Annotated in this window: 19 protein-coding genes; 16 read left to right on the top strand and 3 right to left on the bottom strand. The window is 65.0% G+C overall.

Annotated features, from left to right (window positions below; all coding sequences use genetic code 11):
• The first annotated feature begins 53 nt into the window (after positions 1–53).
• The 10 genes from KF708_04565 (at position 54) to KF708_04520 (ending at position 11542) form a co-directional block, all read left to right on the top strand.
• Positions 54–1091 carry a glycosyltransferase gene (locus KF708_04565; protein ID MBX3411969.1) on the top strand — a complete coding sequence of 346 codons (1038 nt, stop codon included), beginning with the start codon at positions 54–56 and terminating at the stop codon, positions 1089–1091.
• Positions 1088–1786: a CDP-alcohol phosphatidyltransferase family protein gene (locus KF708_04560; GenBank protein MBX3411968.1), complete on the top strand. Its 699-nt coding sequence runs from the start codon at positions 1088–1090 to the stop codon at positions 1784–1786. The genes KF708_04565 and KF708_04560 overlap by 4 nt, the downstream gene beginning before the upstream one ends.
• Positions 1779–2624, top strand: coding sequence for a glycosyltransferase family 2 protein (locus KF708_04555; protein ID MBX3411967.1), 846 nt, complete (start codon positions 1779–1781; stop codon positions 2622–2624). Before KF708_04560 ends, KF708_04555 begins: the two co-directional genes overlap by 8 nt.
• Positions 2624–4075 carry a polysaccharide deacetylase family protein gene (locus KF708_04550; GenBank protein MBX3411966.1) on the top strand — a complete coding sequence of 484 codons (1452 nt, stop codon included), beginning with the start codon at positions 2624–2626 and terminating at the stop codon, positions 4073–4075. Before KF708_04555 ends, KF708_04550 begins: the two co-directional genes overlap by 1 nt.
• Positions 4076–4107: 32 nt before the next feature.
• The gene (locus tag KF708_04545; GenBank protein ID MBX3411965.1) at positions 4108–5271 is read left to right on the top strand and encodes a glycosyltransferase; all 1164 of its coding nucleotides are present in this window, start codon (positions 4108–4110) and stop codon (positions 5269–5271) included.
• Positions 5249–6544, top strand: coding sequence for a glycosyltransferase family 9 protein (locus KF708_04540; protein MBX3411964.1), 1296 nt, complete (start codon positions 5249–5251; stop codon positions 6542–6544). The genes KF708_04545 and KF708_04540 overlap by 23 nt, the downstream gene beginning before the upstream one ends.
• Positions 6541–6759, top strand: a complete 219-nt coding sequence (locus KF708_04535) for a hypothetical protein (protein MBX3411963.1) — start codon at positions 6541–6543, stop codon at positions 6757–6759. The genes KF708_04540 and KF708_04535 overlap by 4 nt, the downstream gene beginning before the upstream one ends.
• Before the next feature lie 43 nt (positions 6760–6802).
• Complete coding sequence (locus KF708_04530) at positions 6803–8734, top strand: glycosyltransferase family 39 protein (GenBank protein ID MBX3411962.1); 1932 nt, start codon at positions 6803–6805, stop codon at positions 8732–8734.
• A 149-nt stretch (positions 8735–8883) separates the two neighbouring features.
• Positions 8884–9819, top strand: coding sequence for a glycosyltransferase family 2 protein (locus KF708_04525; protein ID MBX3411961.1), 936 nt, complete (start codon positions 8884–8886; stop codon positions 9817–9819).
• A 22-nt stretch (positions 9820–9841) separates the two neighbouring features.
• On the top strand, positions 9842–11542 hold the full coding sequence (locus KF708_04520) for a hypothetical protein (GenBank protein MBX3411960.1): 1701 nt from the start codon (positions 9842–9844) through the stop codon (positions 11540–11542).
• Positions 11543–12347: 805 nt separating this feature from the next.
• On the opposite strand, the gene KF708_04515 is transcribed toward KF708_04520, so the two are convergent.
• Positions 12348–13871: a glycosyltransferase family 39 protein gene (locus tag KF708_04515; protein ID MBX3411959.1), complete on the bottom strand. Its 1524-nt coding sequence runs from the start codon at positions 13869–13871 to the stop codon at positions 12348–12350.
• A gap of 294 nt (positions 13872–14165) precedes the next feature.
• On the opposite strand from KF708_04515, the gene KF708_04510 reads away from it, so the two are divergent.
• The 6 genes from KF708_04510 to KF708_04485 all read left to right on the top strand — a co-directional run bounded on the left by KF708_04510 (position 14166) and on the right by KF708_04485 (position 21573).
• The gene (locus tag KF708_04510) at positions 14166–14555 is read left to right on the top strand and encodes a hypothetical protein (protein ID MBX3411958.1); all 390 of its coding nucleotides are present in this window, start codon (positions 14166–14168) and stop codon (positions 14553–14555) included.
• A gap of 283 nt (positions 14556–14838) precedes the next feature.
• Positions 14839–16737 carry a glycosyltransferase family 39 protein gene (locus tag KF708_04505; GenBank protein MBX3411957.1) on the top strand — a complete coding sequence of 633 codons (1899 nt, stop codon included), beginning with the start codon at positions 14839–14841 and terminating at the stop codon, positions 16735–16737.
• A 135-nt stretch (positions 16738–16872) separates the two neighbouring features.
• Positions 16873–18465 (top strand): Nramp family divalent metal transporter, encoded by a 1593-nt coding sequence (locus tag KF708_04500; GenBank protein MBX3411956.1) that lies wholly within the window; start codon positions 16873–16875, stop codon positions 18463–18465.
• Positions 18466–18654: 189 nt separating this feature from the next.
• Positions 18655–19542: a 4-hydroxy-tetrahydrodipicolinate synthase gene (gene dapA, locus KF708_04495; GenBank protein MBX3411955.1), complete on the top strand. Its 888-nt coding sequence runs from the start codon at positions 18655–18657 to the stop codon at positions 19540–19542.
• 15 nt (positions 19543–19557) lie between these two features.
• On the top strand, positions 19558–20715 hold the full coding sequence (locus KF708_04490; protein MBX3411954.1) for a glycosyltransferase: 1158 nt from the start codon (positions 19558–19560) through the stop codon (positions 20713–20715).
• A gap of 141 nt (positions 20716–20856) precedes the next feature.
• Positions 20857–21573 carry a creatininase family protein gene (locus KF708_04485; protein MBX3411953.1) on the top strand — a complete coding sequence of 239 codons (717 nt, stop codon included), beginning with the start codon at positions 20857–20859 and terminating at the stop codon, positions 21571–21573.
• A gap of 29 nt (positions 21574–21602) precedes the next feature.
• Here the strand turns inward: KF708_04485 and KF708_04480 are convergent, their stop codons facing one another.
• Together KF708_04480 and KF708_04475 are read right to left on the bottom strand one after the other, a co-directional pair.
• Positions 21603–21911, bottom strand: coding sequence for a hypothetical protein (locus tag KF708_04480; protein MBX3411952.1), 309 nt, complete (start codon positions 21909–21911; stop codon positions 21603–21605).
• Positions 21912–21961: 50 nt separating this feature from the next.
• Positions 21962–23770, bottom strand: coding sequence for an Nramp family divalent metal transporter (locus tag KF708_04475; GenBank protein ID MBX3411951.1), 1809 nt, complete (start codon positions 23768–23770; stop codon positions 21962–21964).
• Positions 23771–23973 lie beyond the last annotated feature (203 nt).

Genomic DNA, 23973 nt, shown 5'->3' with positions numbered 1-23973 from the left:
AGCGTGGGGGCTGCGTTGCACGGATGTCACGCAACCATCGTCATAGGCGCACGATGCGCGTTCATTTGCTCGTACTGAACTACAACGGCCGCGACCTGTTGGCCGAGTGTCTTCCTTCGGTGGTGAGGGCTGCGCGCACTTCGCGCCATGCCTGCGACGTCACGGTGATCGACAACAGCTCGAGCGACGACTCGCTCGCTTTGCTGCAACAGTCGTTTCCGACGGTGACCGTTTCGTGTCAGCCGAACCTGGGGCTCGTCTCCTTTAATCCCGTCGTCGCCGAGTCCAACAGCGACATCGTCCTCCTGCTCAACAACGACCTGCGTCTGCGCGAAGATGCCCTCGATCCGCTCGTGGCGCCGCTGCTGCGCAGGGGACGCCGTCGAGACACTTGTTTCATGACGGCGCCACTCTGTTGGCGTTTCGATGGAAAAACATACGACGGTCAAAAAACGGCCGTGCGATGGCGATTCGGTCTCGTCGAGGCCACGTCCCTTTATGAAGGGCACGAACGCACCTATCGACGCCCCGGTGTCACGGCCTCGGCCGGCGCGGCGCTGGCGGTCGATCGACAAAAGTTCCTCGAGCTGGGCGGCTTCGATCCCCTCTATCTGCCCGGGCGACTCGAGGATCTCGATTTTGCCTACCGCGGATTCCAGGCCGGGTACGAGGCTCGTTACGTGCCCGATTCCGTGATGTATCACCTGGGGGCCGCCACGTTCTCGTCGGTTTATGGCTCGCAAGGATGCGATCGGCTCGCGCTGCGCAACACGCTACTGTTCCAATGGAAGAACCTGCGGGCCCCCGAACACCGAGCGCGACAGGTCGTGGGACTTGCCGCGCGGCTCTTGCGCGATGCCTGGCGTGCTCCCCGCGCGCCGCGCGAGCTTCGCTTCGCCACGTGGCGAGCTTGGCGCGAAGCTCGTGAAATCTGGAGCTCGCGTTTCGCTGAAGATTCTCTGCCGCACGTCGATCTTGCCCGCGAGCGAGCATTCTTTCGTCGATACCACCCCCGATCGATCGATCGGGTGGCGGTCGAACGTCGCCCCCCTGCGCTGGTTCCTGTCCCTTTGGAAAGGGCCACCGCATGAACGTCGTCGCGCAAGAAGCTCTCCCCGATGCCCGCGCCGCGAATTACCCACTGGCGCGCTGGTACCTGCGTCCGCTGGCTGGGGCGCTGGCCGAGGCGCTCGCCGTGACGCGCGTTCGTCCCTGGCACGTGACTTGCCTGGGGCTTTGTCTTGGTCTGACCGCCGCGCTGCTAGTGGCGACGGAACGAACACCGACGATCGTCGCCGCGGCGCTCGTGCTGGCCGCCTGGCTCTGCGATCGCACGGACGGCCAACTCGCTCGTCGACAACGCACGGCGAGCGCCTTCGGAGCGTGGCTCGATGCCAATGTCGACGAACTACTCGACGTCGCCTGGCACGTGGCGATGGCGTTCGTCGTGACGCAGCAGCTCGGCACGACGCATGGCTTTGCGCTACTGGGGGCCTTCCTGAGCGGAAAGTACCTCTTCATGTATGGACTGAGCGTGGAGCCGCCAGCGGCAACGGAAGAGCATCCTTCTCCGCCGGCAAACCACGCACGCTCGCTGTTGAAGACGCTCTACCACGCGCCGGCGAACGCCGACGTGCGCGTTCATCTCCTGATCGCGGCGCTTGCCACTGGTTGGCTTTCGACCGAATTGTTGGTGGTGGCCGTCTATTACAACTTGCGCTGGATCGCGCGGTATGCCCTGGTCGCCAGGCGACTCCTCGGGTCGCGGGAGGATGTCCGTGGCTAGGGCAACACTCGCCGCCGTGATGATCGTGCGCGACGAAGAGGCGAACCTGCGCGAGCTTGCCGCGCGCTACTGGCACGCCTTCGACGAGGTGGTCGTCGTGGACGGCGGGTCGAGCGATCGATCTACCGATATCGCCCGGTCGAGCAAGGTGCGTCTTTTCGAACGACCTTTCGACAATTTCGCGGCCCAGCGCAATTTCGCGCTGGCGCAGGTACAAAGCGACTGGTGCCTGTCGCTCGATGCCGACGAGCGACCAACGCCTGCCATGCTGCGCGAGACCCGACAAGTCCTTGCCGAGCAACGGGCCAGCGCGTTCCGCGTACCGATCCGCAGCACGATCTTTGGTCGCCGTTTCCGCTATAGCGGGACACAGAATGACCTGCCCATCCGGTTGTTCCGTCGCGACGCCGCCATCTGGCAGGGAGACGTTCACGAAGTTCTTCGCGTCAGCGGGCGCGTCGGGAGACTCCGCGCGGGACTCGAACACGATACGCTGCCCGATCTGCCATCGTTCCTGGCGAAGATGAATCGCTACACGGCGCTCGAAGCCGCGGCCCGCGTCGAGCACGCCCGCAGGCCGCGCCGCCACGAGCTCTACTCGGCGCCGCTCGTCGAACTGTTTCGACGCCTGGTGTGGAAGCATGGCTGGCTCGATGGCCCCGAAGGTTGGGCCTTCTGCGCGCTGAGTGGCTTGTCGGCTTATGTGCTGGCGGCGCGGCACCGTCGTCTATGGCATTTGTCCCCCTGTGCGACGCCTCCGCCGGATGCCGCATCGAGCGCAACGGTGCGCGTCGACAAGACTGCTACTCCATCGGCCCTATTAAGTGCGAGGGCCTGATGCCGAACACCTTGCCATTGCTGCCGTTGGTCCTCGACCGCACGCCCGAGTCGTTGCGAATCGCGCTCGCGCAAGAAGGGGTGGCTACCGTCGAGCGCGCCAGCGCGCCACGCGGCGGACGTTTCGTGCTCTGGGACTCGAAGCAGGGACGGCTCAATTCATTGCTGCCCGGGCAGATCGCTCTCGATATAAACGAGTTCCGCGCGACGCAAGCCGAGGATCCCTTCGTTGCGCTGGCCGATGAGCGAGCGGCGCGTGCCGGCTGGTGGGTCGAAGGGTTCGATCTGAGCGAAGAGGTGTCGCGCGTCGACAAGGGGACCGTCCGTCGCCGACTCATGGCGGCCCTGGCCGCGCGTCTCCAGGCGGAAGGTGGCGTCTGGCTCCGCACGAGCCCCTACCCCTTCCCCTATCGTACGGCCTTCAACTTCCGCCTCGATCACGACGATTACGTGGCCGACGATTACGACGCCACCCTCGACGCGATACGCGGGCACGAGGCTGCCACCACGCATTTCGTCTGCGCTGCCGATTTTGTCGAGCAACCCCAGGCACTGGCACGACTGCGCGGCATGGACGTCGGTTCGCATGGCTACCGGCATCACACGTTCCGCGATGCCGAAGAGAACCGCACGAACATCGCTCGCGGCATCGAGGCGCTCGAGCGGCACGGCATTCACCCTTGTGGCTTCGCCGCCCCGCACGGCCGCTTCAATCGAGGCCTGCTGGCCGTGCTCGAATCGCTCGGCGTGACACACAGTTCGGATTTCGCGCTCGCTTACGATGATCTCCCCTTCTGGCCGTCGGGAAGCCGGGTGCTCGAGATCCCCATTCACCCGATCTGTCTTGGCTTGTTTGTCGAAGCGGCCGAGCGTCGCTCGCCGGGGGATCGCGCGGTGCGCGAACGGGGGGTCGCGGCCACCGCCGAGCATTTTCGGCGCATCGCTCGGTTGAAGCATGACAGCGGCGAACCGATTTTTCTGTACGGTCATCCGACGGGCCGCTTGGGGCGTTATCCCGAGGTGCTCAAAGCGGCCTTCGATAGCGTCGCCACGCTCGGCGCCGTGTGGCACGTCTCGTACCGCCAGTTTGCCGAGTGGTGGCGCACGCGGCACGCGCTGCGTTACTCGGTCGTCGAGCAGGACGATCGGCTGCGCGTGGTATTCGAAGAATTGCCCCGCACGCACCGGGTGGCGGCCGAGTTCTGCCGCGGATCGCACGTGGCGCGTTTTTCGCTCGAGGGGTTGCAAACCGATTTTTCGCCGCACGCGCTCGCGTTCGAGGGTCGGCGCCGCAGTCCCCGCGCCACGGTGATGCGCGTCGACCGGCCGCATGGACTGAAGCGCCGCTTGATCGAACTGCTCGATTGGGAACGAGTCACCCCCGTCGAGGAACTGCGGGGCGACACCTTGCGGCGGCGCGTGAAGCGCTGGCTGCGACAAATCCGCGATTAACACGTCGGCACGGCGTGAAGGAAGCAGGGAAGATGAACGTCAAACTGAGACGCGGCCCACGCGGGCTCGACGTCAGCCAACGTCGTCGGCGCCGGGCAGGCGAGATGACGCAACTTTTGCGCGCGGGCATGTCCGGCGAGGTGGGCCTCGTAAAGCGATCACAGCGAGTCTTTCTAGCGGGCGGGGCCGCCGCGATGCTTGCTCCCGGCGGGGGCGAAACGCAAATGGCGGCCACCGCGCAGGCGCTGCAAGAACTCGGGGTAGCGGCCCGGCTGTGGCGCCCCTGGGAAGACGAGCTCGCGGCGGGAGACGTGCTACACCTGTTCGGCAGTCTGCCGGAACATCTCGTCACGGTCGAACAGGCCCAACGCCGCGGCGTGACGACCGTCTTGTCGACCATCGCCTGGTTCGATGTGGCCAGCCGCTGGCACTCGGGCGAGTCGCTCGCGCGTCGCACCTGGAACTGTGCCAAGGTCGCCGGACGACGTGCCTTACCATGGCTGTCTCACTGGCGGCGCGATCTCTACGAGGCGGTCGACCTGCTGCTGCCGAACTCGCAAGCCGAAGCCGCGCAGCTTGCCGAGCAATACGACGTCCCCGAGGAACGTATCCGGATCGTGCCGAACGGGGCCTCTCCCCGGTTTGCCGCGGCCGATGCCGCCACGTTCCACGAGCTGGCTCAGGTGCGCGACTTCGTGCTCTATGCCGGACGTATCGAGCCCCGCAAAAACCAACTCGGTTTCTTGCGTGCGATGCGCGGCGCGGCGGTGCCGATCGTCGTGCTGGGAGATCCCGTGCCAGGACACGAGCGCTATTTCGAGGCCTGTCGCCGCGCGGCGGGCAACCTGGTGCAGTTCGTGCCGCGACTCGCCCACGACGATCCCCGGCTTGCCGGCGCTTATGCCGCGTGTCGTTGTCTCGCACTGACCAGTTGGTTCGAAACGCCGGGCCTGGTCGCGCTCGAAGCCGGCATGTCGGGCGTGCCTTTGGCGCTGACCGACCGCGGTCCGACACGTGAATACTTCGGCGAGTTGGCCACCTACGCTTCGCCGGCCAATCGTCAGTCGATTCGCCACGCCGTGCTGGCGGCATTCGATTCGCCGCGCAACCCACAACTGGCGCGACTCGTGCGCGAACGCTACACCTGGAGGGCGGCCGCGGCCGCGACGCGCGATGCGTACCGAACGCTCGTTTGACCCGCAGACCCTCGAGTATCGCTACGTCCGCCGACGTTGGCACGTGCTGCTTCGTGCCATCGACACGCTCGGACTGATCGTCATGCGTTTGCTTGGTGGGGGCAACGCTCGGCTGGGATCTCGCACGGCGGAATCGTCCCCCCCCGATCCCGCGCAGGTTCGCTCCATGCTGCTGGTGCAACTCGACCACTTGGGCGATGCGGTCATCACGACGGCCATGTTCGCCCCGCTGCGTCGGCAGTTTCCGCATGCTTCGATCGAAGTTCTCTGTGGACCGCGCGGCGCCGAGGTCTTTCGCGGCGTGCCCGAGGTAACCCAGGTACACGTGTCGGGGGTGAACCGTTTTCATCGCCGGCTGGCCGGTCTGTGGATGGTCTCGACGCTGTGGTGGGGTTGGAAGCTGCGGCGTCGCAAGTTCGACCTGGCGATCGACGTGCGTGGCGAACTGCCGATGGCCCTGCTGATCGCGCTCACGGGCGCACGCCAGCGGCTGGGCTGGGACGCCGGTGGCGGTGGATTCATGCTCACGGCGAGCCCGCCGTACGTGCCTGGTCGCGCGGAGTTGCATTCGCGCGCCGCGTTGCTCGAGTTGCTCGGCGTCGTGGTCGATCGAGAGAACTTTTTCCCTTCCTGGTCTCCCAGCGTGGCGATCGGCTCGGCAATCGACTGGCGCTTGCGCAACGCCGGTTACGATGCGAAGCGGCGCTTGATCGTGCTGCACCTCGGCGCCGGCACGCAGGCCAAACGCTGGCCGATCGATCGCTGGCGTTCGCTGGTCTGTTCGCTCGTTTCGCGCGAACTGGGCGAAGTGATTCTCGTCGGTTCCGCCGCGGATCAAGCCGCGGCGCAAGAGATTGTCGGCGGTTTTGGCAGCCAGTACGTGCGTGACTGGACGGGGCAACTCGACCTCGCGGAATTGGCCGCGCTATGCGGCCGGGCGGATATCGTCGTGGGGGCCGACTCGGGACCTGCCCATCTCGCGGCAGCGCAACGCACGCCGGTGGTGGTTCTCTTCAGCGGCACGAACGACGTTGAGCAGTGGCGGCCGCGCAGCGGCCGCGTGGCGATCTTGCGCGAACCGGTTTCTTGCTCCCCGTGCCATGCCACGACGTGCCCCCTGGCCGATCATCCCTGCATGCGCGGACTCGATCCGGACGCCGTGCTGCAAGCGGTGGCCGAGATGCTCGACGAGCCGATGCTCGCCTTTGCCGACTTCCGCAATCGCCTCGAGCGCAGCCAGCCGCGTCGCGACTCCTGGAGGAGCATTGCATGATCGCCCCCTTGCGCCCCACCGAAACTCGCCAGTCGCCCAAACGTCGTTCGTTTGTCGAAGCACGACGCGCGATCGCCGCGGCGCTCTTGCGCGGGCAAGAGATGCCCGCCACCCCACGGCTCGTCTCCCACTGGAAGGCCTGGGCGATTGCCGCCTGGATGGCGGGGATCGCGTTGACCTACGTCGCAACGCTCATCGGCCCTCGACTCTTCTGAGCCGTCCGCCGTTCGCACTGTCTCCAACCCGACAGAACCTGTCATGCTCGAACTTCTGGCCACCTGGATCGTCTGGATCGCCCTCTTCGCGGCCACGTTGGCCGTCGGCCGGCCCTTGGCGCGCTGGCTAGGAATCGAACGCGACGACATCTTTGCCACGCTTGTCTGGAGCATGGGCCTGGGATTGCTCGCCTGGGGCATGCTGCTCACGGGACTGGGATTGGCGGGCATGCTCTATCGCACGGCGATTGCCATCCTCACGGCCGTCGCCGCCTGCTGGGGAACCGGCGAGGCGTTTGGCCTCCTGGCGACCTGGCGCACTCGCCACCTGGCGCGCGAGGAACAGGCATCTGCCGAATCGAACCTTTCGCCTTGTCCGCCGCCGGCGCCGTGGTGCTTGTGCGGCGTGGGCCTGCTTGCCTTGATCGCCGTGGGAGCGTCGTTCATTTCGGCCTGCGCGCCCCCGACGGCCGGCGATGCGCTGTGCTACCACCTCGATCTGCCGAAGCAATTTCTGGCCGAGCACGCCATCGTCGACGTTCCTTACAACGACAACGCCACCTATCCACTCCTCGTCGAGATGTGGTACGCCTGGGGGCTCGCGCTCGAGGGGGGCGTGTCCGCCCAATTGTTTCATTGGGTGCTCGGTCTGCTCTTTGCCGGGGCCACGGTCCTGCTGGCCCGTCCCATTCTGGGGCACGACTGGGCATGGATGGCAGGCGCCGCGGCGCTGCTCATCCCAGGCGTCACCAATCAAATGACGGCGCCGCTGAACGATATTGCCCTGGCTGCGCTGACGACCCTTTCGCTCGTCGCCTGGCGTGCCGCCAGCGATCCGAGCGACGACGGCCTTTCCCCGCGGCAACGAACGCGTCTCTATGTCCTGGCTGGACTGATGTTCGGCGCAGCAATGTCGACCAAGTACGTCGCGATGCTTTTCGCCCTGGCGGTCGCTGCCGAGTGGGGATATCGACTCTACCGGCAGACCGATCGCCGACGCGAGTATCTCAGCGGCGCGTGCCTCACGCTCGCCGCCGCCATCTGCGTGGCTGGCGCGTGGTACGCCCGAGCTTACTGGCTGCGGGGCAATCCGGTTTATCCCTTTTTGGGAACGGTAATGACCTTCGACGGAGCGGAGTATGTGACGGGAGCCGATAAGACACCGCTGTCGCGAACTCCCTGGTCCTTCGTCGCGGCGCCGTTGCTGGTGACATTCCATCCCGACCGCTTCGGCGGTCGTGGTCATGAACTAGGTCCGCTGCTGCTGGCCATGCTGCCGTGCCTGATCTTCGTGCGTCGGTTGCGTGGCCTGACGTCCCTCTTGGCGATCGCCGGCGTCTACGGCCTGTTGTGGTTTCTGCTGCGACAGAACGTGCGCTTTCTCTACCCGGCGGTGCCATTGTTCCTGGTCGCCGCCGTGTGGTTGTGGATGGAGCTGCCACGACTGCCGCAGCCGCCGCGAGCCGTTGCCGGCGGCGTCTTGACTTTCATGTTGCTGCTGGGCGCGGTTTGGCCCCTCTATCGCGCCCGAGACAAGTTCGCCGTGGCCGTGGGGCTCGAGTCGCGCGAAGCCTTCCTGCTACGAATGGAACCGACTTATGAGGCCGCGTTCGTGGTCAACCACCTGTTGCCGCGCGGGGCCCACGTCTTGAGCCAGGACTATCGCGGTTTCTATTTCAACTGCCCGGTGACGCGCGAAAGCATCTACCGGCGCGAGACCGCCTACGATCGGAGTCTGACCGAGCGGACGGATCCGGATGCCCTGGCGCACGAGTTGCGCCGGCGCGGCTTCACGCACGTGCTCGTGGCGAGCAACGAAACGAACACGGGAATTCACTACGAGCCGACGCTGGCGCGACTCCTCGCCGGGACTGATTCGCAGCCGGCGGGACGTTCACTGGCCCGTCTAGCCAACTATGGCTTTCTCGACACCGACGGCGCCCGGCGGCGCTATCAGCTCTACCTGCTGCGCTAACGCGACGCTAGCATCGCGCTGCCAGCAATCCGTATGGAACTGGGGTTGGTCGCGCCTTCCCTTGGCGGTTATAAAACCCGCCGCGACGTGCTAGCACCCGGGCTGGCACGCGCTTGCCGTGTGTTCCCTCCCGAGCGCGGATGTCGACCATGGAAGGTCTACGAGCCGAGATCGTACAGGCGCCGGTCGCGCCCCCGCAGGCCGGCTTCCGCGTCAGCGTAGTATTGCCCGCGTTCAATGAAGAACGGGCCATCGTCGGCGTCTTGCGCGAGATTACCGAGGCGCTCGTCGAGCTCAACTTTCAATACGAGATCCTCGTCGTCGACGATGCCTCGACCGATCGTACCGCGGAGCTGGCCGAACAGTTTGCCGTCGATTGCTGGATGTGTCCGGTGCGCGTGTTGCGTTCGACCGAGCGTCGTGGCGCCGGAGGAGCGCGCAAGCAGGGGATTCGCGCCGCGCAGGGCGAGATCGTCGTCATGCTCGACGCCGACGGCACCTATCCGGCGGCGAGCATCAACCGGCTGCTCGAGCATTTTCCCGAATACGACCAGGTGAACGGCGCCCGCACGTGCGAAGCGGGCACGTGGCCGTGGCTGCGCGGGCCGGTGAAGTGGCTTATTCGTCGCCTGGCCTGCCGGTTGACGGGCCGCGAGATCCCCGACCTGAACACGGGCCTCAAGGCCTTCAAGCGCGAGGCGATGCTCCCCTGGCTGTGGATCGTGCCCGACGGATTCAGTTGCGTCACGACCATGACGCTCACGTTCCTCACCAACGGGTACTCGGTGAAGTATGTGCCCACGGAATACCGCCCCCGCATCGGGCGCAGCAAATTCCATCCGCTGCGCGACACGTACCGCTACGTGCTGACCGTGCTGCGCATGGCATTGTATTTCCGACCGATGAAGATCTTTCTGCCTTTGGCCGGCCTGATGGCGGCCACCGGCGCCGCGCGGATGTTGCTCGACTGGCAGCCTGGCGCGCGCACAGACGAAGCTTCGCTCGTGCTGTTGGGCTGCGGCCTGATGACCTTCGTCGCGGGTCTGCTGGCCGAGGTGGTGGCGGCGCATCGTCCCCGTACCTGACGCGAAAGGGGCTGCTCGATCGATGACGCCTTCTTCGGCAGCAGCCTCTCCGCTCTTCACCGCCGCCGCGCGGCCGGCCCACGATCGTGTCGCGCGCGATCCCGCGCAGCGATTTTGGTATGCGCGCGCGGCGCTCGTACGTCTGCCACGTTTACTCGGCGCGATCGATCGCAATCCTTACCACGCGACGTACGGTTGCCTCGATCGCCAGTTCTGGCACTATCGCACGGCGGCGTTTCCCTCGGAGATGTATCAAGAGGGGGCGCTCGCCTTGGCGCTCGCCTTTACGACGCCACTCCCCGACAACCGCTGGTTCGGCGCTCCGCGCGTGCGCGAGCTAGCCATCGCGGCCCTGCGCTTTTCGGCGCGGTACAGTCATGCCGACGGCTCGTGCGACGACTATTATCCCTACGAGCGGGCCCTGGGGGCGGCGGTCTTCTCGCTGCAGGCGGCGACGCGCGCGTACGAAGTCCTGCAACTCGACGACGCCGAGTTGCGGCGAGCGTTCGCGCGGCGCGCGCAATGGATCGCCGCGCACGATGAATCGGGACGTTTGAGCAATCACCACGCCCTGGCAGCGCTGGCGCTCGCACGGACGGGGCGCGTTCTGGACTGCCAGGAATGGCACGACGCCGCCGAAGAGCGGCTGCGGCGTTTGCTCGCGTGGCAAACGGACGAAGGCTGGTTCGAGGAATACGGCGGCGCCGATCCCGGCTACCAAACCGTCACGATCGACTGCCTGGCCAAGTACCAGCGTTTGACCCCCGCCCCCTGGCTCGACGAACCACTGCGTCGCGCGGTGAAGTTCGCGCGACTGTTTCTCCATCCCGATGGCGGCTACGGCGGCGAATACGGCTCTCGCGGCACGTACCATTTCTATCCCCACGGCATGGAATTGCTCTCCGGCGGTCAGGCGGATGCGGCGGATCTGGCCGATGCGTTCCTCGGCAGCCTGGCACGAGATCGGGAGGCATCGTTCGACGACGATCGCTTGATCGCCCATCGCCTGGCCAATCTCGTCGAGGCCTACGAAGACTGGTCGTCAACGCGACCGGCGCGCCCCGAAGACACTTCACAAGACACGGATCGCTATCTGCCAGGCTGCCGCATGCTCATCGCGCGCCGCGCGCAACGCACGACGATCGTCTCGGCGGCACGCGGCGGCAGCTTCAAGCACTTTGCAGGCGGGGCGACGCCTGTAGTCGATAGCGGACTGGTCGTCGAGTTCAGCGACGGCCGCGTGGCGGTTTCGCAACAGCACGATCTTGCGCGAGACGTTGCCTGGCGCGGCGAAGGGGTGCTCGACATCCGCCAGGCACTCACTTGGGCGCGACACGAAACGGCCACCCCCACGAAACAGGCAATCTTTCATGTCGGCATGGCGTTCGCCGGACGCTGGTGCCGCGAGTTGGTGCGGCGGCTGCTTCAGCGGCGACTCATCACGGGCAAGAAACGCTGTCCGGTCCATCACACGCGGCGCATCGAGCTGGCGGCGGTCGAATCGAACGACGGCCCTTCGTTGCGCGTGACGGACACACTCGAGATCGTCGATCGTCGTCTTACGGTGCGGCGACTCTCGATCGGCAGCGATCATCAATCGGCGTACGTCGCCGCGACGAACATCTATCACGACGATGTTTTGTGTCCCTGGATCGATTTATCGACCTACGTCGACGAACTGAACCGGACAAGGCGCGTCACGATCCAGCGAGAGTTCCTCTGATGTGGGCCCAGTGCAAAACGCTCCTGAAGTCGCGTGCCGTGCGGCTGGCGCTGACCGTGGTGCTGGCGGCCAGTCTCTACTGGGCAGCCGATTGGCCGCGCGTCGTGGCCACGCTGGCCCGTCTCTCGCCCGGCTATCTGCTGTCGGCGATGTTGCTCTTCGTGCCGCAAACGGTCGTTTCGGCCATCCGCTGGCGAAGCGTCGTCGTTCGTTGGACGAAGATTTCCGTCCTCCAGGGAGTTCGTCAGACGCTCCTGGCCGCGGCGGCCAACCTGGCGCTGCCATCGAAGCTGGGAGATTTTTCGAAGAGCGCCATGCTGCCGAGCGACGCGGCGCGCCCCGCCTGGGTCGGCCCGCGACTGGTCGTCACCGAGAAAGCCGCTGATGTTGTCGCGTTGCTCGCCGTGCTGGCGCTGGGTCTGTCAGGATTCGCGTGGCCGATGCTGCTGAGCATCGTCGTCGTCTTGATCGCCGCGGCCTGCTTGCTGCCGTCGTCCAACGCAGGAATGGCGTGGGACGAAAGCGCACCCGGACGGACGACCGGTCGTACCTGGTTAGCGATTGCCGCCAGCAGCCTTACGCTGTGGTGCTTGCACCTCTGGCAGATCGAGCTCTTTCTGCGGTCGGCGGGCATCTTCGTTTCGAGCGAAGTGGCGGCGGCGAGGATTCCGCTCGCGTTGTTCGCCGGGGTCGTCCCCCTGTCGATGTGGGGAGTGGGCACGCGCGATGCCGCCTTGATCGCGCTGTTTCGCGACGTCACCGACCCCGCGCCGTTGGCAGCGGTGGGACTTCTGACGGCGCTGCGCTATCTCGTGCCGGGCGTCTGCGGTTTGCTGCTGCTCGCGCGACGCTCCGCCAACTCCACGCCCGATGACGTGTCGCACGACACCGCTGCGGTCCCCTCGCTGGGTCGGCCGGCTACCGCGGCGTCGATCCGATAGATGCGGAAATCGTCGCCCGAGCGCACTAGCTCGAACGTCTCGAGCAACTGGCGACAGGCGGCGTTTCGCTCGGCACGGTCGACGTCGGCCAGCGCCAGATATCTTGCTCCCTGCCGACGATAATCGTCGATCGTCTCGGTCAGAGAATCGTGCTCGGGTGGCACTGCCCAGCCGCGCCGGTCACAATAGTAGAGCAGATCGATCGTCGAGCCGTGCATCGTCACGATCGGTTCGCCACGTGGTGCGAGACGCTGCACTTCGGCCGCGGCGGCCAGCACGCCGCGATCTTCGGCAGGAGTCACGAAGGCCGGTCCCACCGCATAACGCAACGCACAGGCCAGCGTGATGAGCATCGCCAGTCCGACCCAGACGCGGCGAGGCTGCCAGCGTTCGAGGCACCACGCATATCCCAACCCCACCAGCAGCGCCAGTGGGGGCAACACGACCAGATAGTAATAGTTCAACTCGTGAAACTTGCGCGGCAAGAGCACGACGAGCGCCGCCATGCTCAACAGCCACGGAAGATGCCGCTTCCAATCCGCGCGAAAGCAGGCGGCGAGGGCCAGCACGAGCGGTATCGGCGTCAGCACCATCGTGGCGAGGTTCAACATCGCCCTGCCGTAGAAAGTGCCCTCGAGCAACAGCGGATGCGGCCACCGATTCGCCCCCGCACTATAGGCGAGCGAGTAGTGAATCTCGCCCGCGCGGGGATGATCGGGGTGCGTTGTGGCGAAGACAAAGGTACACCATACGACCGCCGGCAGCGTGGCCAAGAGCGCTCCACCTGCGGCGCTCCACCAGCAAGATTGACGTCGCTCGAGCGTCGCGGCGCGCCAAACGGCTCCTCCTAGCGGAAGCAACAGGACCAGCATGTAGATTTTCGACAACAAGAGCGCCGCGAAAGCCACGACCCAAATGAGCCATAACCAGCCGCGGCGAGTCTCGAGCCAGACGTCGAAGGCGAGGAAGATCGTCAGCGTCAGAAAGACGATCGAGGGTTCGAGCAGAAACCCCTGGCCATAGGCGATGCTCGCCGGTGAGAAGCCCATGACCAGTGCCGCGACGAGGGCGACCCGCGGCCCGTGCCAGCGACGGGCGAGAAAATAGATCAACACCACGGCCGCGCCCGAAAAGGCGATCGCCGTGAGGCGTCCCCAGAGGTCGAGCGAACCTCCCCCCCACCGCCACGCCAGGCCGCTCAAGTAGGCGGACAGCGGTACCTCGACCAGGTGCAGCCCCGGCTTGCCGTCGCAGAGACAGTCGACCGTGGGTTCCCAGACCGAGGCCTCGTCCAAGGCCCAGTTCCGCGCGATCATGCCATGAATCGTCATCCGCGAGGCAAAGTTGCCCAACAGCGGACGCGCCACGCCAGGCAGGCGCACCAGCATGCTACCTGCTAGCAATAAGGCCACGACGACGAGAGTCTGCGCAAGGGGCGCAGAAGACACGGCAGACCGATGAACTGATTCCGACTGCATGACAGTAGACGGCCGCGGAATCCGTAGAATTGTGCGGGTCAGGCAAGCTTTCCGGCCGAATATACCGTTGAGCGACGACACGACACAGATCGGTTCCGCGCCGCGCACACCATCGCGACGACGATTCGACAGTGCGTGCTCGTCCCGTCACACTGCTGGGCCTGTCGGCAGTGCCACCCTATTCGAGTTCGAGGGCTGCTTGCGATGGATCGCAAACTTCTCTGGCAAATGCGACTCCTGGGCCTTTGTGCGGTCGCCACGCTGGCTACGGCGCTCGGTTGCAAGCAGTGTGCAAGCCCCTACGATTACTGCCCGCCGACCTTCACGGGTCCGGGCTGCGACGTGCCGTGCGATGCGCGTTATCGCGCGGGATCGATTCTCGACGGTTCGTACATGTACGGCGATGGCACCTATCTGGGCGAAGGTGAATACGAGGGAGAGTACGAACAACTGCCAGCCGGCATGTCGAGCTTCGACGCCGAGATGTACGACTCGTCGGGCCGGCCGGCCGAATTGCATTTGACCGCGGAAGAGGCCTACACCTACGAGACGCCCGAATATGCCCGGCGTCCGCCGCGTCTGCTCCACCGCTAATCCGGCCGCGCCACCCAAAGGCGCCGCGATTCTCTCCCTCGATCGGCGAAGAAGCGTTCGCGATCTCTTCCCGTCCCTGGCAGGACGGCGTGCAGCAGGCCATGGCCGACGGAGGCGCTGATCGTCGAGCCGGCGAGCGTGCCGATCAACAAGTGTAGTCCCTTTTCTGGGCATGACGCGGGCGGCGGCGTATGCTGGAACGCGACGTGTACGCTTTTCCTTCGCGCCTCGCGAACCGTAAGCGTTTCTCTCCAGCACGGCAGAATCATTCGGTTTCGTTCGCATGTCGTCGCGGCAGCAGTGCCTGTTCCTCAGCGCCGGGTTGATCGTCCTAACGGCGATGGCCTACGCGCCGCTGTGGCACAACGACTTCGTCAACATCGACGACGGCGTCTATATCTGGCAGAACCCCCACGTGCAGCAGGGCTTCACGACCGAGGCGATTCGCTGGTCGTTCGAGCTCAGCTTCCGAGACGATTGGCGCCCTTACGAAGCCAACTGGCATCCCCTCACCTGGCTTTCGCACATTCTCGATTGCCAATTGTTCGGCGCCGCTCCCACCGGGAGCAGCCCGCGCGGGCATCATGCCGCGAATCTGCTGCTGCACGCGCTCAGTACGGTTTTGCTCTTCTGGGCACTCTTGCGTCTTTCCGGCCAGTCCTCGGTTTCGACGAGCGCGAATCGCTGGGCGAGCGCCTTCGTCGCCGCCCTTTTCGCCTTGCACCCCTTGCACGTCGAGGCGGTCGCGTGGGCCGCCGAACGCAAGGAAGTTCTGTGCGGGCTGTTCTGGTGGTTGACGCTGCTCGCCTATGCACATTGGGTCGAAAAACCGAGCCCGACGCGACACCTATTGGTCGCCGCGTGTTTCGCGCTGGGCCTGCTGTCGAAACCGATGATCGTCATGCTGCCGGTCGTGCTGATCCTGCTCGACTTCTGGCCGTTGCGTCGAATGACGGTCGAGGCCGGCGATGTAACGCGTGTTTCCGCGCCGGCCGTGCGCCGTTGCGTCCTGGAAAAATGGCCGCTCTATCTGCTGTCGCTGGCCTCGGCCTTCATCACCTACCACGCGCAGCAACATGGCGGCACGACGAGCTTGCTCGAGCCGACGGCGCTACCCATCCGGCTGGCGAACGCCGCACTATCCACGGTCGCTTACCTGAGGCAGACGTTCTGGCCTACGGGATTGTCGGTCTATTACCCACACCTGCGCGACGAGATTGCGGCACAAGGCTGGCAGGCCCTCGACGTCTGGGGGGCGTTCGCCTTGCTCGCCGTCGTGACGGTGGCCGCCGTTGTCTCTTGGCGACGCTGCCCATGGCTTTTTGTCGGATGGTTCTGGTACCTGGTGACCCTGGTGCCGGTCATCGGCATCGTACAAGTGGGACGCCAAGGTCGTGCGGATCGGTACACGTACATTCCACTGGTGGGAATCTTTATCGCGGTGTCGTGGGGTGTGGCCGCGCTGCTGGACAGGCTCGAGCAACGCCCGAGCAGGACGACCGGAACGGACGAGCCCGTTCGTGCGCGTCATTCATTCGCTTTCGAGACGGCACTGGCCGGCGGAATGATCTTATTGATTTGCGGCGTGCTTACCTGGCGCCAGGTCAAAGTCTGGCAGAACGATCTCACGCTGTTCGGCCATGCCTTGGAGGTCACGTCGCGGAATGACTGCGCCGAAATGAACTATGGCACAGCACTGCTGCACGCTGGACAGCTTGAGGAAGCGACTACTCATCTGGCCCGCGCGGTCGAATTTCGGCCGAACTATATCCCAGCCCGGCGCAATTATGCGGCCAGCCTCGCCCTGACGGGCAATGTCGCGGAGGCGACGGCGCAGTTGCGCGCAGCGCTCGTCATCGACCTCGACTTTGGCCTGGCCGCCCGCGACCTGGCGAAGATCCTCGCCACCACGAACAACGACTCGATACGCCACGGGCCCGAGGCCCTACGCTGGGCACAGCAGGCCCTCGTGGTGCTGGGAGCAAACGACATCGAAACTCTCAGCGTGCTGGCGATGGCGCAGGCCGAAACGGGGGACTACGTGGCGGCCCAGCAAACCGCCTTGCGCGCCTTCGAGTTGGCCCGCGACGCGGGAGAGCGTCCCCAGCTCGAAGCGTTGGCGGCACAGATCGCGCGGTACCATCAACAGCGGCCGGTCCGCCTGCGTTGGGGATCGAACTAGCTGCCGTACGCCGACGAAACAATTCTCGGCCAAACAGTTGCAATCGCTTTGAGGCTGCGAGACAATCCCGCTCTTTCCTCTTGGGCCTTGCCAGCCAACCTGCGAAGCACCGTCGCCGCGCGGTGTCCCGTGCCCATGTCCGCGCCAACGACGCCTCACACCGAAGAGCATCCGATCTCGCTCGTGCAGCATCCGCCCCACACCGTGGGGGGCATTCTGCGTCGGCTGGGTCCCGGGCTCATTATCGCCGGTTCGATTGTCGGCTCGGGCGAGTTGATCGGCACCACGAAAACCGGCGCCGAAGCCGGCACTTATCTGCTCTGGCTGATCGTCATCGGCTGCGTCATCAAGGTCTTCGTGCAGGTCGAATTCGGCCGCTATTCGATCGGCCAAGGTCGCACCTCGATGGAGGGCATGAACGATCTGCCCGGCCCCCATCTCCGCGTCAGTTGGTTGATGTGGTACTGGGTCTTCATGTTCGCCCTGGGGCTCGGGCAACTCGGCGCCATCGTCGGCGGCGTGGGACAATCGCTGTCGATGACGTTTCCCATCACGGGAGACTTCAACCGCTTGATCGAGCAGCAACGCGAGTACGATCTCGTCGAGTTTCCGGCCGCTCTCGAACAAGCCCGTAAGGCTGCCGATACCTCGCCGGTCGAACGCGACGAACAGACCGAAGTCCGCCTGCTGATCGCCGCCGGGAAGATTGCCGGAGCCCGTCCGACGGGCGAGACGCGCGACGATATCTATTGGTCTTCGCTCGTCACGTTGATCACGTCGGTGCTGCTCGTGATCGGGCGCTACAATATGATTCAAAACGTGTCGGTGGCGCTCGTGGCCATGTTCACCGGCATGACCGTCTTCAACCTGCTCGCCTTGCAATATCACCAGGATTGGGCCCTGACCTGGGACGAACTGCGCAACGGCTTCAGCTTTCGCCTCCCCCCGAATCGACCGGGCACGTCACCCGTCGGCACGGCCCTGGCCACGTTTGGCATCATCGGCGTGGGGGCGAGCGAGTTGATCGCCTATCCCTATTGGTGTCTCGAGAAAGGCTACGCCCGCTTTACCGGTCCGCGCACCAGTGACGAATCTTGGGCGGTGCGCGCCCGCGGCTGGATGCGCGTGATGCGTTGGGACGCCTGGTGCTCGATGGTGGTCTACACGCTCGCGACGGTCGCGTTCTACCTGCTGGGGGCGGGCGTGCTCCACCGGGCGAACTTGAACCCCTCGGGCAACCAGATGATCGCCACGCTCGCCGAAATGTATCGCCCCGTCTTTGGAGAATGGGCGGCGTGGATCTTTCTGCTGGGAGCGTTCGCCGTCTTGTACTCGACGTTCTTCATCGCCACGGCCGGTAACGCACGCATGGCGAGCGACGCGCTGCGAATCTTCCGCCTGAGCGACGGGACGCCCCGCGTCCAGCAGCGTTGGGTCTCGATTCTCTCCGGCGTCTTTCCGTTTGTTTCGCTGTCTATGTACCTGCTGGTCCGTAACCCCGTGGGCATGGTCCTGGCCAGCGGCATGGCGCAATCGGTGATGCTGCCGATGCTGGGGTTTGCCGGTTTGTATTTCCGCTATCGAAGGTGCGATCGCCGTATCATGCCGGGGGGGCTGTGGGATCTCTTGCTGTGGCTCTCCGTCGGGGGACTCTTGCTTGCCGGCGGCTGGGGCATTTGGACCGAAGGACAAAAGGCGATCGCGTTCTTGAGCGGCTGGCTGGGATAGAGGGGGCAATCGGGCTGAACCTTTGCTCCGCGCCGCGTGTCGAACCGGCCGGCACGGCAACTCGCATCCACCCCGTTTACACCCGGCAGCCGGCTATCCTATGATGTTCCCCATGAGGAAGCGCGGCGCGCCGCCATCGTTCGGCGCGAGACCGGATCGACCACGCAGACCTGCCACAACGGAGCACTCATGACGACCAAGGGAGAGGCCTTTGCCGGGCTGTCGGTGGCCATCACCACGCCCTTTCGCGATGGCAAGCTGGACATCGCTACGCTGCGGGCTCAGGTCGAGTTTCAAATTGCCGCCGGCACGCAATGCCTGTGCCCCGTAGGGACGACGGGAGAGTCGCCGACCCTCTCGCACGACGAGCACGAACACGTGATCGCCGCGGTGGTCGACGCCGCCGCCGGACGCATCAAGGTGATGCCGGGCACCGGGTCGAACAGCACGAGCGAAGCCCTGCGACTCACCAAGTGGGCCGCCCAGCAAGGCGCCGATGCCGCGCTGGTGGTCGCTCCCTATTACAACAAGCCCACGCAAGAAGGCTTCTACCAGCACTTCAAGGCCCTGGCCGAAGCCGTCGACATTCCGATCTGCGTCTACAATATCCCGGGCCGTACCGGCAAGAACATCGAGCCGGAAACGATCGCCCACATGGCCGAGCTGCCCAACATCACCATGGTGAAGGAGGCGACGGGGTCGCTCGATCAGGCCTCGCAGATCCTGTCGCTCACGAATCTCACGGTCCTCAGCGGCGATGACAGCCTGACGCTGCCGATCCTCTCGATCGGCGGACGTGGCGTGATCTCGGTCGTGGGCAACATCGTGCCGCAAGACATGCTCGGCCTGCTCCGTGCTTGGGACGCCGGAGACATTGCCGGCGCCCAGCAGTGGCACCACAAGCTGTTTCCCCTTTGCCGTGACATGCTCGGACTGGCGACGAACCCCATTCCGATCAAGGCGGCCATGAAGCTGGTGGGGCGCGATACGGGCGAGCTACGCATGCCGATGACGTCGCTCGATGAAGATCTCGAGGCGCGCTTGCGAAAAACGCTCTCGGCCTATGGCTTGCTCTGATCGGACGTAGCGCCGATGCTCGAGGTTGCGTGGCTCTTCGAATATCCGACGCTCAACGGCGGCGAATACTCGTTGCTCGCCACGTTCGAGGGTCTACGCGCGGCGGGCTTCTACATTCGGGCGATTGCCCCCGCCCACGGCCCCCTCTCGGCGGCGCTGGCGGCGCGGCGCGTCGACCTGATTCCGCTCGAAGAGGCCGGAACGCCAGACAATGGCACGCCCCCGACGAGCGAGCCGCTGCCAATGCGGCGTCAGCTCGCCGCGATTCTCAAGAAGCTCAAGCCCGCGCTGCTGCACGCCAACAGCCTGAAGATGGGGCGCATCTCGGGACCGGTCGTGGCACAAATGAACCTGCCCAGCGTGGCGCACCTGCGCGACATCTTGCGACTGTCGCAGGGGTCGATCGACGATCTCAATCAGCATCGGCGTCTGCTGGCCGTGTCGCACGCCACACGCGACTATCACGTGGCGCAGGGCATCGCCGCCGAGAAGACGCATGTCATGTACAACGGCGTCGATTTGGCCCGCTTCCGTCCCCATGCGCCCGATGGCTGGCTGCGCCGCGAACTCGATCTGCCGCGCGAGGCACTCCTCGTGGGCAACATCGGGCAACTTGTGCAGCGCAAGGGGCTCGACGTGCTGGCGCAGGCCGCGGGAATGCTCGCCAAAAGCCATCTCAGGCTGCACTACCTCATCATCGGCGAGCGCTACTCGCGGAAGCCCGAAGCGCTCGCATACGAGCAACAGGTGCGGCAAACGTTTCACAACCTGGGCTTGCAGCAGCGCGTGCATTTCCTCGGCGTGCGGCACGACGTCGATCTGATCCTGCCGGAGTTGGATCTTCTCGTCCATGCGGCACGACAAGAACCGTTGGGGCGCGTACTACTCGAGGCGGCCGCCTGCGGCACGGCCATCGTGGCGACCGACGTGGGGGGCACGCGCGAGATTTTTCCCTCGCACGAACCAGCCGCCATGCTCGTCCCACCGGATCGGCCCGAGCGACTTGCCGCGGCGATGGCCACGCTGGCAGGCGATGCGGCGTTACGTTGCGAGTTGGGGGCCGCCGCGCGTCGACGGGCGGTCGAGGCCTTCGATGCACAGGCGGCCGCCGAGACGCTCGCCGGATACTATCGCGCGGTGCTGGGGGGGAATGTCGCACACACGGCACGTTGATCGTTGGCGGTCGCGGCGGGGCAACGTCTCTGCTAGAACAAGTGACACCGCCGCGAATCGATGCACGATTTGCTCCGGTGCATTCGTCGCCTTTCGCGCGAGCATCGCCCGGCTGAGGGCGGAAGGAGAAACCGCTTCCACATGAACGCACGCAGAGAAACCTCGCTCGGCAAGCTCACGCGCCGCGAATTCCGCGAACGCATGGCCGCCGGCGAACTCAAGGCCTGCATCATTCCGGTGGCCGCTGTCGAACAACACCTCGAGCATCTGGCCATGGAGCACGATTGGCGCAGCGCCCAGCTCGTGTCACGACTCGTGGCCGAACGCCTCGCCCCGCATGTCGTGGTGGCCGAGGGTCTCATGGCGGGCATCAGCGAGCACCACATGCGTCACTTCGGCACGCTCTCGCTCAAGCCCGGCAGTTTTCTGGCGGTCTTGTGCGATCTGATCGAGAGCATGGTCCGCGCCGGCTTCCAGCACATCCTCGTGCTGAATGGACATGGCGGCAACATCGCGCCGTGCCAGGGAATCTGGGGGCAGTTTCAGCAACTGGCCGGAGTGAACCTGCACTTCCTGCCCTACTGGGACGTGCTCGATCGTGACGTGGCCGGCAAGTTGCTGCAGACGGGCGTCATTCCCGGCCACGCGCAGGAATTCGAAACGGCTTTCGCCCTGGCGAACTTTCCCGAGAACGTGCGGACCGAGATGTGGACCGACCAGACCGATCAGGCACCGTCGCTCGCCACGGCCGAGGCCGGCGCGAAGCTCACCGAGATGGTGGTGACGGGGGTCGCACAGTATCTGCAGGAGATGATCGACGGCCGCCGCACGGCGGAGATCCCGTCTTATTTCCCTTGACCCGTTGTCCGGACGCTCGGCACGGTTCACTACGACTTGCCGGGCGAGTGGTACTCTTCGATGCTCGCCTCGAAGTGGGGATCGAGCGTGCGCTGAAATTCCTGCCACAGCTCGGCGATCACCGGCTCGCTGCTGATCTCCTCGGTGACGCGTCGGCAGGTCGATTCGTCCGGATACCAGTGTACTTCGAGCCATGTGCAGGGATCGCCCGCGCTCTGGAAATAGCTCGTGCGCACCGAGTCGTGGCGACGGTAGATATTGCCCGCCTGTTCCTGGATTGCCAGGTAGCGATTCAGCCGCTCGGGCAGCACTCGGTAGCGAAACAGTCGCACGAACATCGCGATACGGTCTCTCTCACAATCGCGGTCGCGCGCGATGGGCCACGAGATCAACTAGCGATCAAATTTAGCTTACTGAGTGCCGTCACGGTCGCTAGGACCCAAAAGAAGAGCCCCGACACGAACAGCGCAATCCGCACGAACCAACCCGGCCGGATCGGTTTGGGGAGCAGGCAGAGGTTAATCGCCAGCGTATGCCAGCAACTGAAGCCCAGGGCGAAGTTGAGCACCATCGTGGCGTAGAGCACCAGTTGCTCGGGCTTGCTGATACCTAGCATCACGAAGCTCAATGCCGACCAACTCAAGAGGACTCCGAAATACAGATACCGCATATCTTCCGGACGCCAGCGGCGCAGGCGGGGGCTGGCCGTCCAGAATACGTCGACCCAGCGGCGCACGAGACCGTCGGCTGTCGAGGCCATACTCGTGGCCAATACGATGAAACCGCAGAAAAGCGTCAGGTGCCAGAAGACACTCCCCATCGTCATCCCGGAGACTTCGCTCACACGTGCATGCACACCATCGGCGGTCATGCCGGCGGCCGTCCACTCACTCGCCTCGACACCTCGACGCAGGAACTCCACAGAGAGCATGCTTGGCAGCGCTACCCCCAGCAAACAGGCTGGAAACCAGACAGCCAACTGATCGCGGACGACGTGCCGATACCAGCGGCGCCAACGGGGGATCGATCCTTCATCTGGATGGAAGACGGTGCCAACGTGCGAGAGTTTGATGTCGCGGCCGCCGAACACCGCCGGAATGGCCCCCACCTGCCAGCCCATCCCCCAGCCCTGGTCGCGCGTGTAGTTGCTGATTGGCGTGTTCGACAGCCCTCCCTGCCCCGCGATGGCGACAAAACCGGCCAGCGTGGCGATGAGCGTGAGGTCGATAATCGGCAGCGGGTGGCCTTCCCATACGGCCAGGAAGATGTTGTCTATGTTTGTGCCGTCGCGAATCCCGTCGCCATCGACGTCGTGGAACTTGTCGGGCACGCCGTCTCCGTCGCGGTCTTCCCAGGCATCGGGCAGGCCGTCGCCGTTCGTGTCGATGGTCGGCGGATAGGCTTCTTCGACGATATCGAGGTGGCCGTCGCCGTCCCAGTCTTCACCGGGATCGAGCAGGCCGTTGCCGTTGAGGTCTTCGCCCCGGCGCACCGGCACGTTGCCCACCTTCAGAAAGCCGCTGAAGATGTCGATCCAGGTGCTGGGCTTCGAGAAGAAAATGCCCAGCACGAGGAGGAACCCGAAGACGAAGACGATTTTGAACATCATCACCGCCTTGAGCGAGTTGTACACCTTGCCGCCGACCATGAGTGGCAAGATCGAGAGTACAAAAATCACATAGCCCAGCACCTTTAACAGCCACCAGTGATTCGCGTTGGTCTCGGGCGATGGGATCTCGCCGATGATGAGCGCCCCCAAGGGGGTAGCCGCGTTTGCTGCCAGATAGGGAAACACGGCGCCGAAGTCGAGCACGAGGTAAACGCAGAGCCAGAATCCCGGCCCCGGTAGCGTGCGGAACTTGCCCGTGAAGATCGGCTCGCCGCTGTAAAGCGTGTAGCGGCTGATCTCGATGTTGTAGATCACCTGGCCCAGGATACTGACCAGGGCGAGCCACATCATGGCGCCGCCGTACTGGGCGGTGACGATGGGGCCGAGCAGCCACTCGCCCCCGCCGATCGCGGCGCCGCCGGCCACCAGCCCGGGACCGAGCATGGCGGCCCAGTTGCGCCAGGTGAAGCGGGGCGCATCGATCAGCTCGCCCGTCTTCCAGGCGGGCATCTTTTGCGAACCAGGGTGCGGCGCCGGCGATGGTGCATCGGCGCGCGCAGCGATCGTCTCGGTGATCGGTTGTGCCATGATCCCTCAGGTGCCCCACTCGTTCCCTCGGCGAGAAGCGCAAAGAACCTAAAAGATGGCAGCAATCGGCGCGCGATGCAAGCAACAAATCGGCGGCTAACGCACCGCCAAGAATGCACATGCCGGCACAGCGATGGTTCGGTCGTCAAGCTGCCCTGCCAAGTCCTGCGTAATGAGCAACCCAAACGGCGAATCGTATTTGG

This window comes from Pirellulales bacterium, from assembly GCA_019636335.1.
Lineage (GTDB): Bacteria > Planctomycetota > Planctomycetia > Pirellulales > JAEUIK01 > JAHBXR01.
The sequence above is the reverse complement of the archived record's forward strand: the minus strand, read 5'-3'. Positions and strand labels throughout refer to the sequence as shown.

Bases quoted from the DNA above. Each gene is read 5' to 3' on its own strand.
- KF708_04565 (MBX3411969.1), top strand. From the start codon at position 54: ATGCGCGTTCATTTGCTCGTACTGAACTACAACGGCCGCGACCTGTTG.
- KF708_04560 (MBX3411968.1), top strand. From the start codon at position 1,088: ATGAACGTCGTCGCGCAAGAAGCTCTCCCCGATGCCCGCGCCGCGAAT.
- KF708_04550 (MBX3411966.1), top strand. From the start codon at position 2,624: ATGCCGAACACCTTGCCATTGCTGCCGTTGGTCCTCGACCGCACGCCC.
- KF708_04545 (MBX3411965.1), top strand. From the start codon at position 4,108: ATGAACGTCAAACTGAGACGCGGCCCACGCGGGCTCGACGTCAGCCAA.
- KF708_04540 (MBX3411964.1), top strand. From the start codon at position 5,249: ATGCGTACCGAACGCTCGTTTGACCCGCAGACCCTCGAGTATCGCTAC.
- KF708_04535 (MBX3411963.1), top strand. From the start codon at position 6,541: ATGATCGCCCCCTTGCGCCCCACCGAAACTCGCCAGTCGCCCAAACGT.
- KF708_04530 (MBX3411962.1), top strand. From the start codon at position 6,803: ATGCTCGAACTTCTGGCCACCTGGATCGTCTGGATCGCCCTCTTCGCG.
- KF708_04525 (MBX3411961.1), top strand. From the start codon at position 8,884: ATGGAAGGTCTACGAGCCGAGATCGTACAGGCGCCGGTCGCGCCCCCG.
- KF708_04520 (MBX3411960.1), top strand. From the start codon at position 9,842: ATGACGCCTTCTTCGGCAGCAGCCTCTCCGCTCTTCACCGCCGCCGCG.
- KF708_04515 (MBX3411959.1), bottom strand. From the start codon at position 13,871: ATGCTGGTGCGCCTGCCTGGCGTGGCGCGTCCGCTGTTGGGCAACTTT.
- KF708_04510 (MBX3411958.1), top strand. From the start codon at position 14,166: ATGGATCGCAAACTTCTCTGGCAAATGCGACTCCTGGGCCTTTGTGCG.
- KF708_04505 (MBX3411957.1), top strand. From the start codon at position 14,839: ATGTCGTCGCGGCAGCAGTGCCTGTTCCTCAGCGCCGGGTTGATCGTC.
- KF708_04500 (MBX3411956.1), top strand. From the start codon at position 16,873: ATGTCCGCGCCAACGACGCCTCACACCGAAGAGCATCCGATCTCGCTC.
- dapA (MBX3411955.1), top strand. From the start codon at position 18,655: ATGACGACCAAGGGAGAGGCCTTTGCCGGGCTGTCGGTGGCCATCACC.
- KF708_04490 (MBX3411954.1), top strand. From the start codon at position 19,558: ATGCTCGAGGTTGCGTGGCTCTTCGAATATCCGACGCTCAACGGCGGC.
- KF708_04485 (MBX3411953.1), top strand. From the start codon at position 20,857: ATGAACGCACGCAGAGAAACCTCGCTCGGCAAGCTCACGCGCCGCGAA.
- KF708_04480 (MBX3411952.1), bottom strand. From the start codon at position 21,911: ATGTTCGTGCGACTGTTTCGCTACCGAGTGCTGCCCGAGCGGCTGAAT.
- KF708_04475 (MBX3411951.1), bottom strand. From the start codon at position 23,770: ATGGCACAACCGATCACCGAGACGATCGCTGCGCGCGCCGATGCACCA.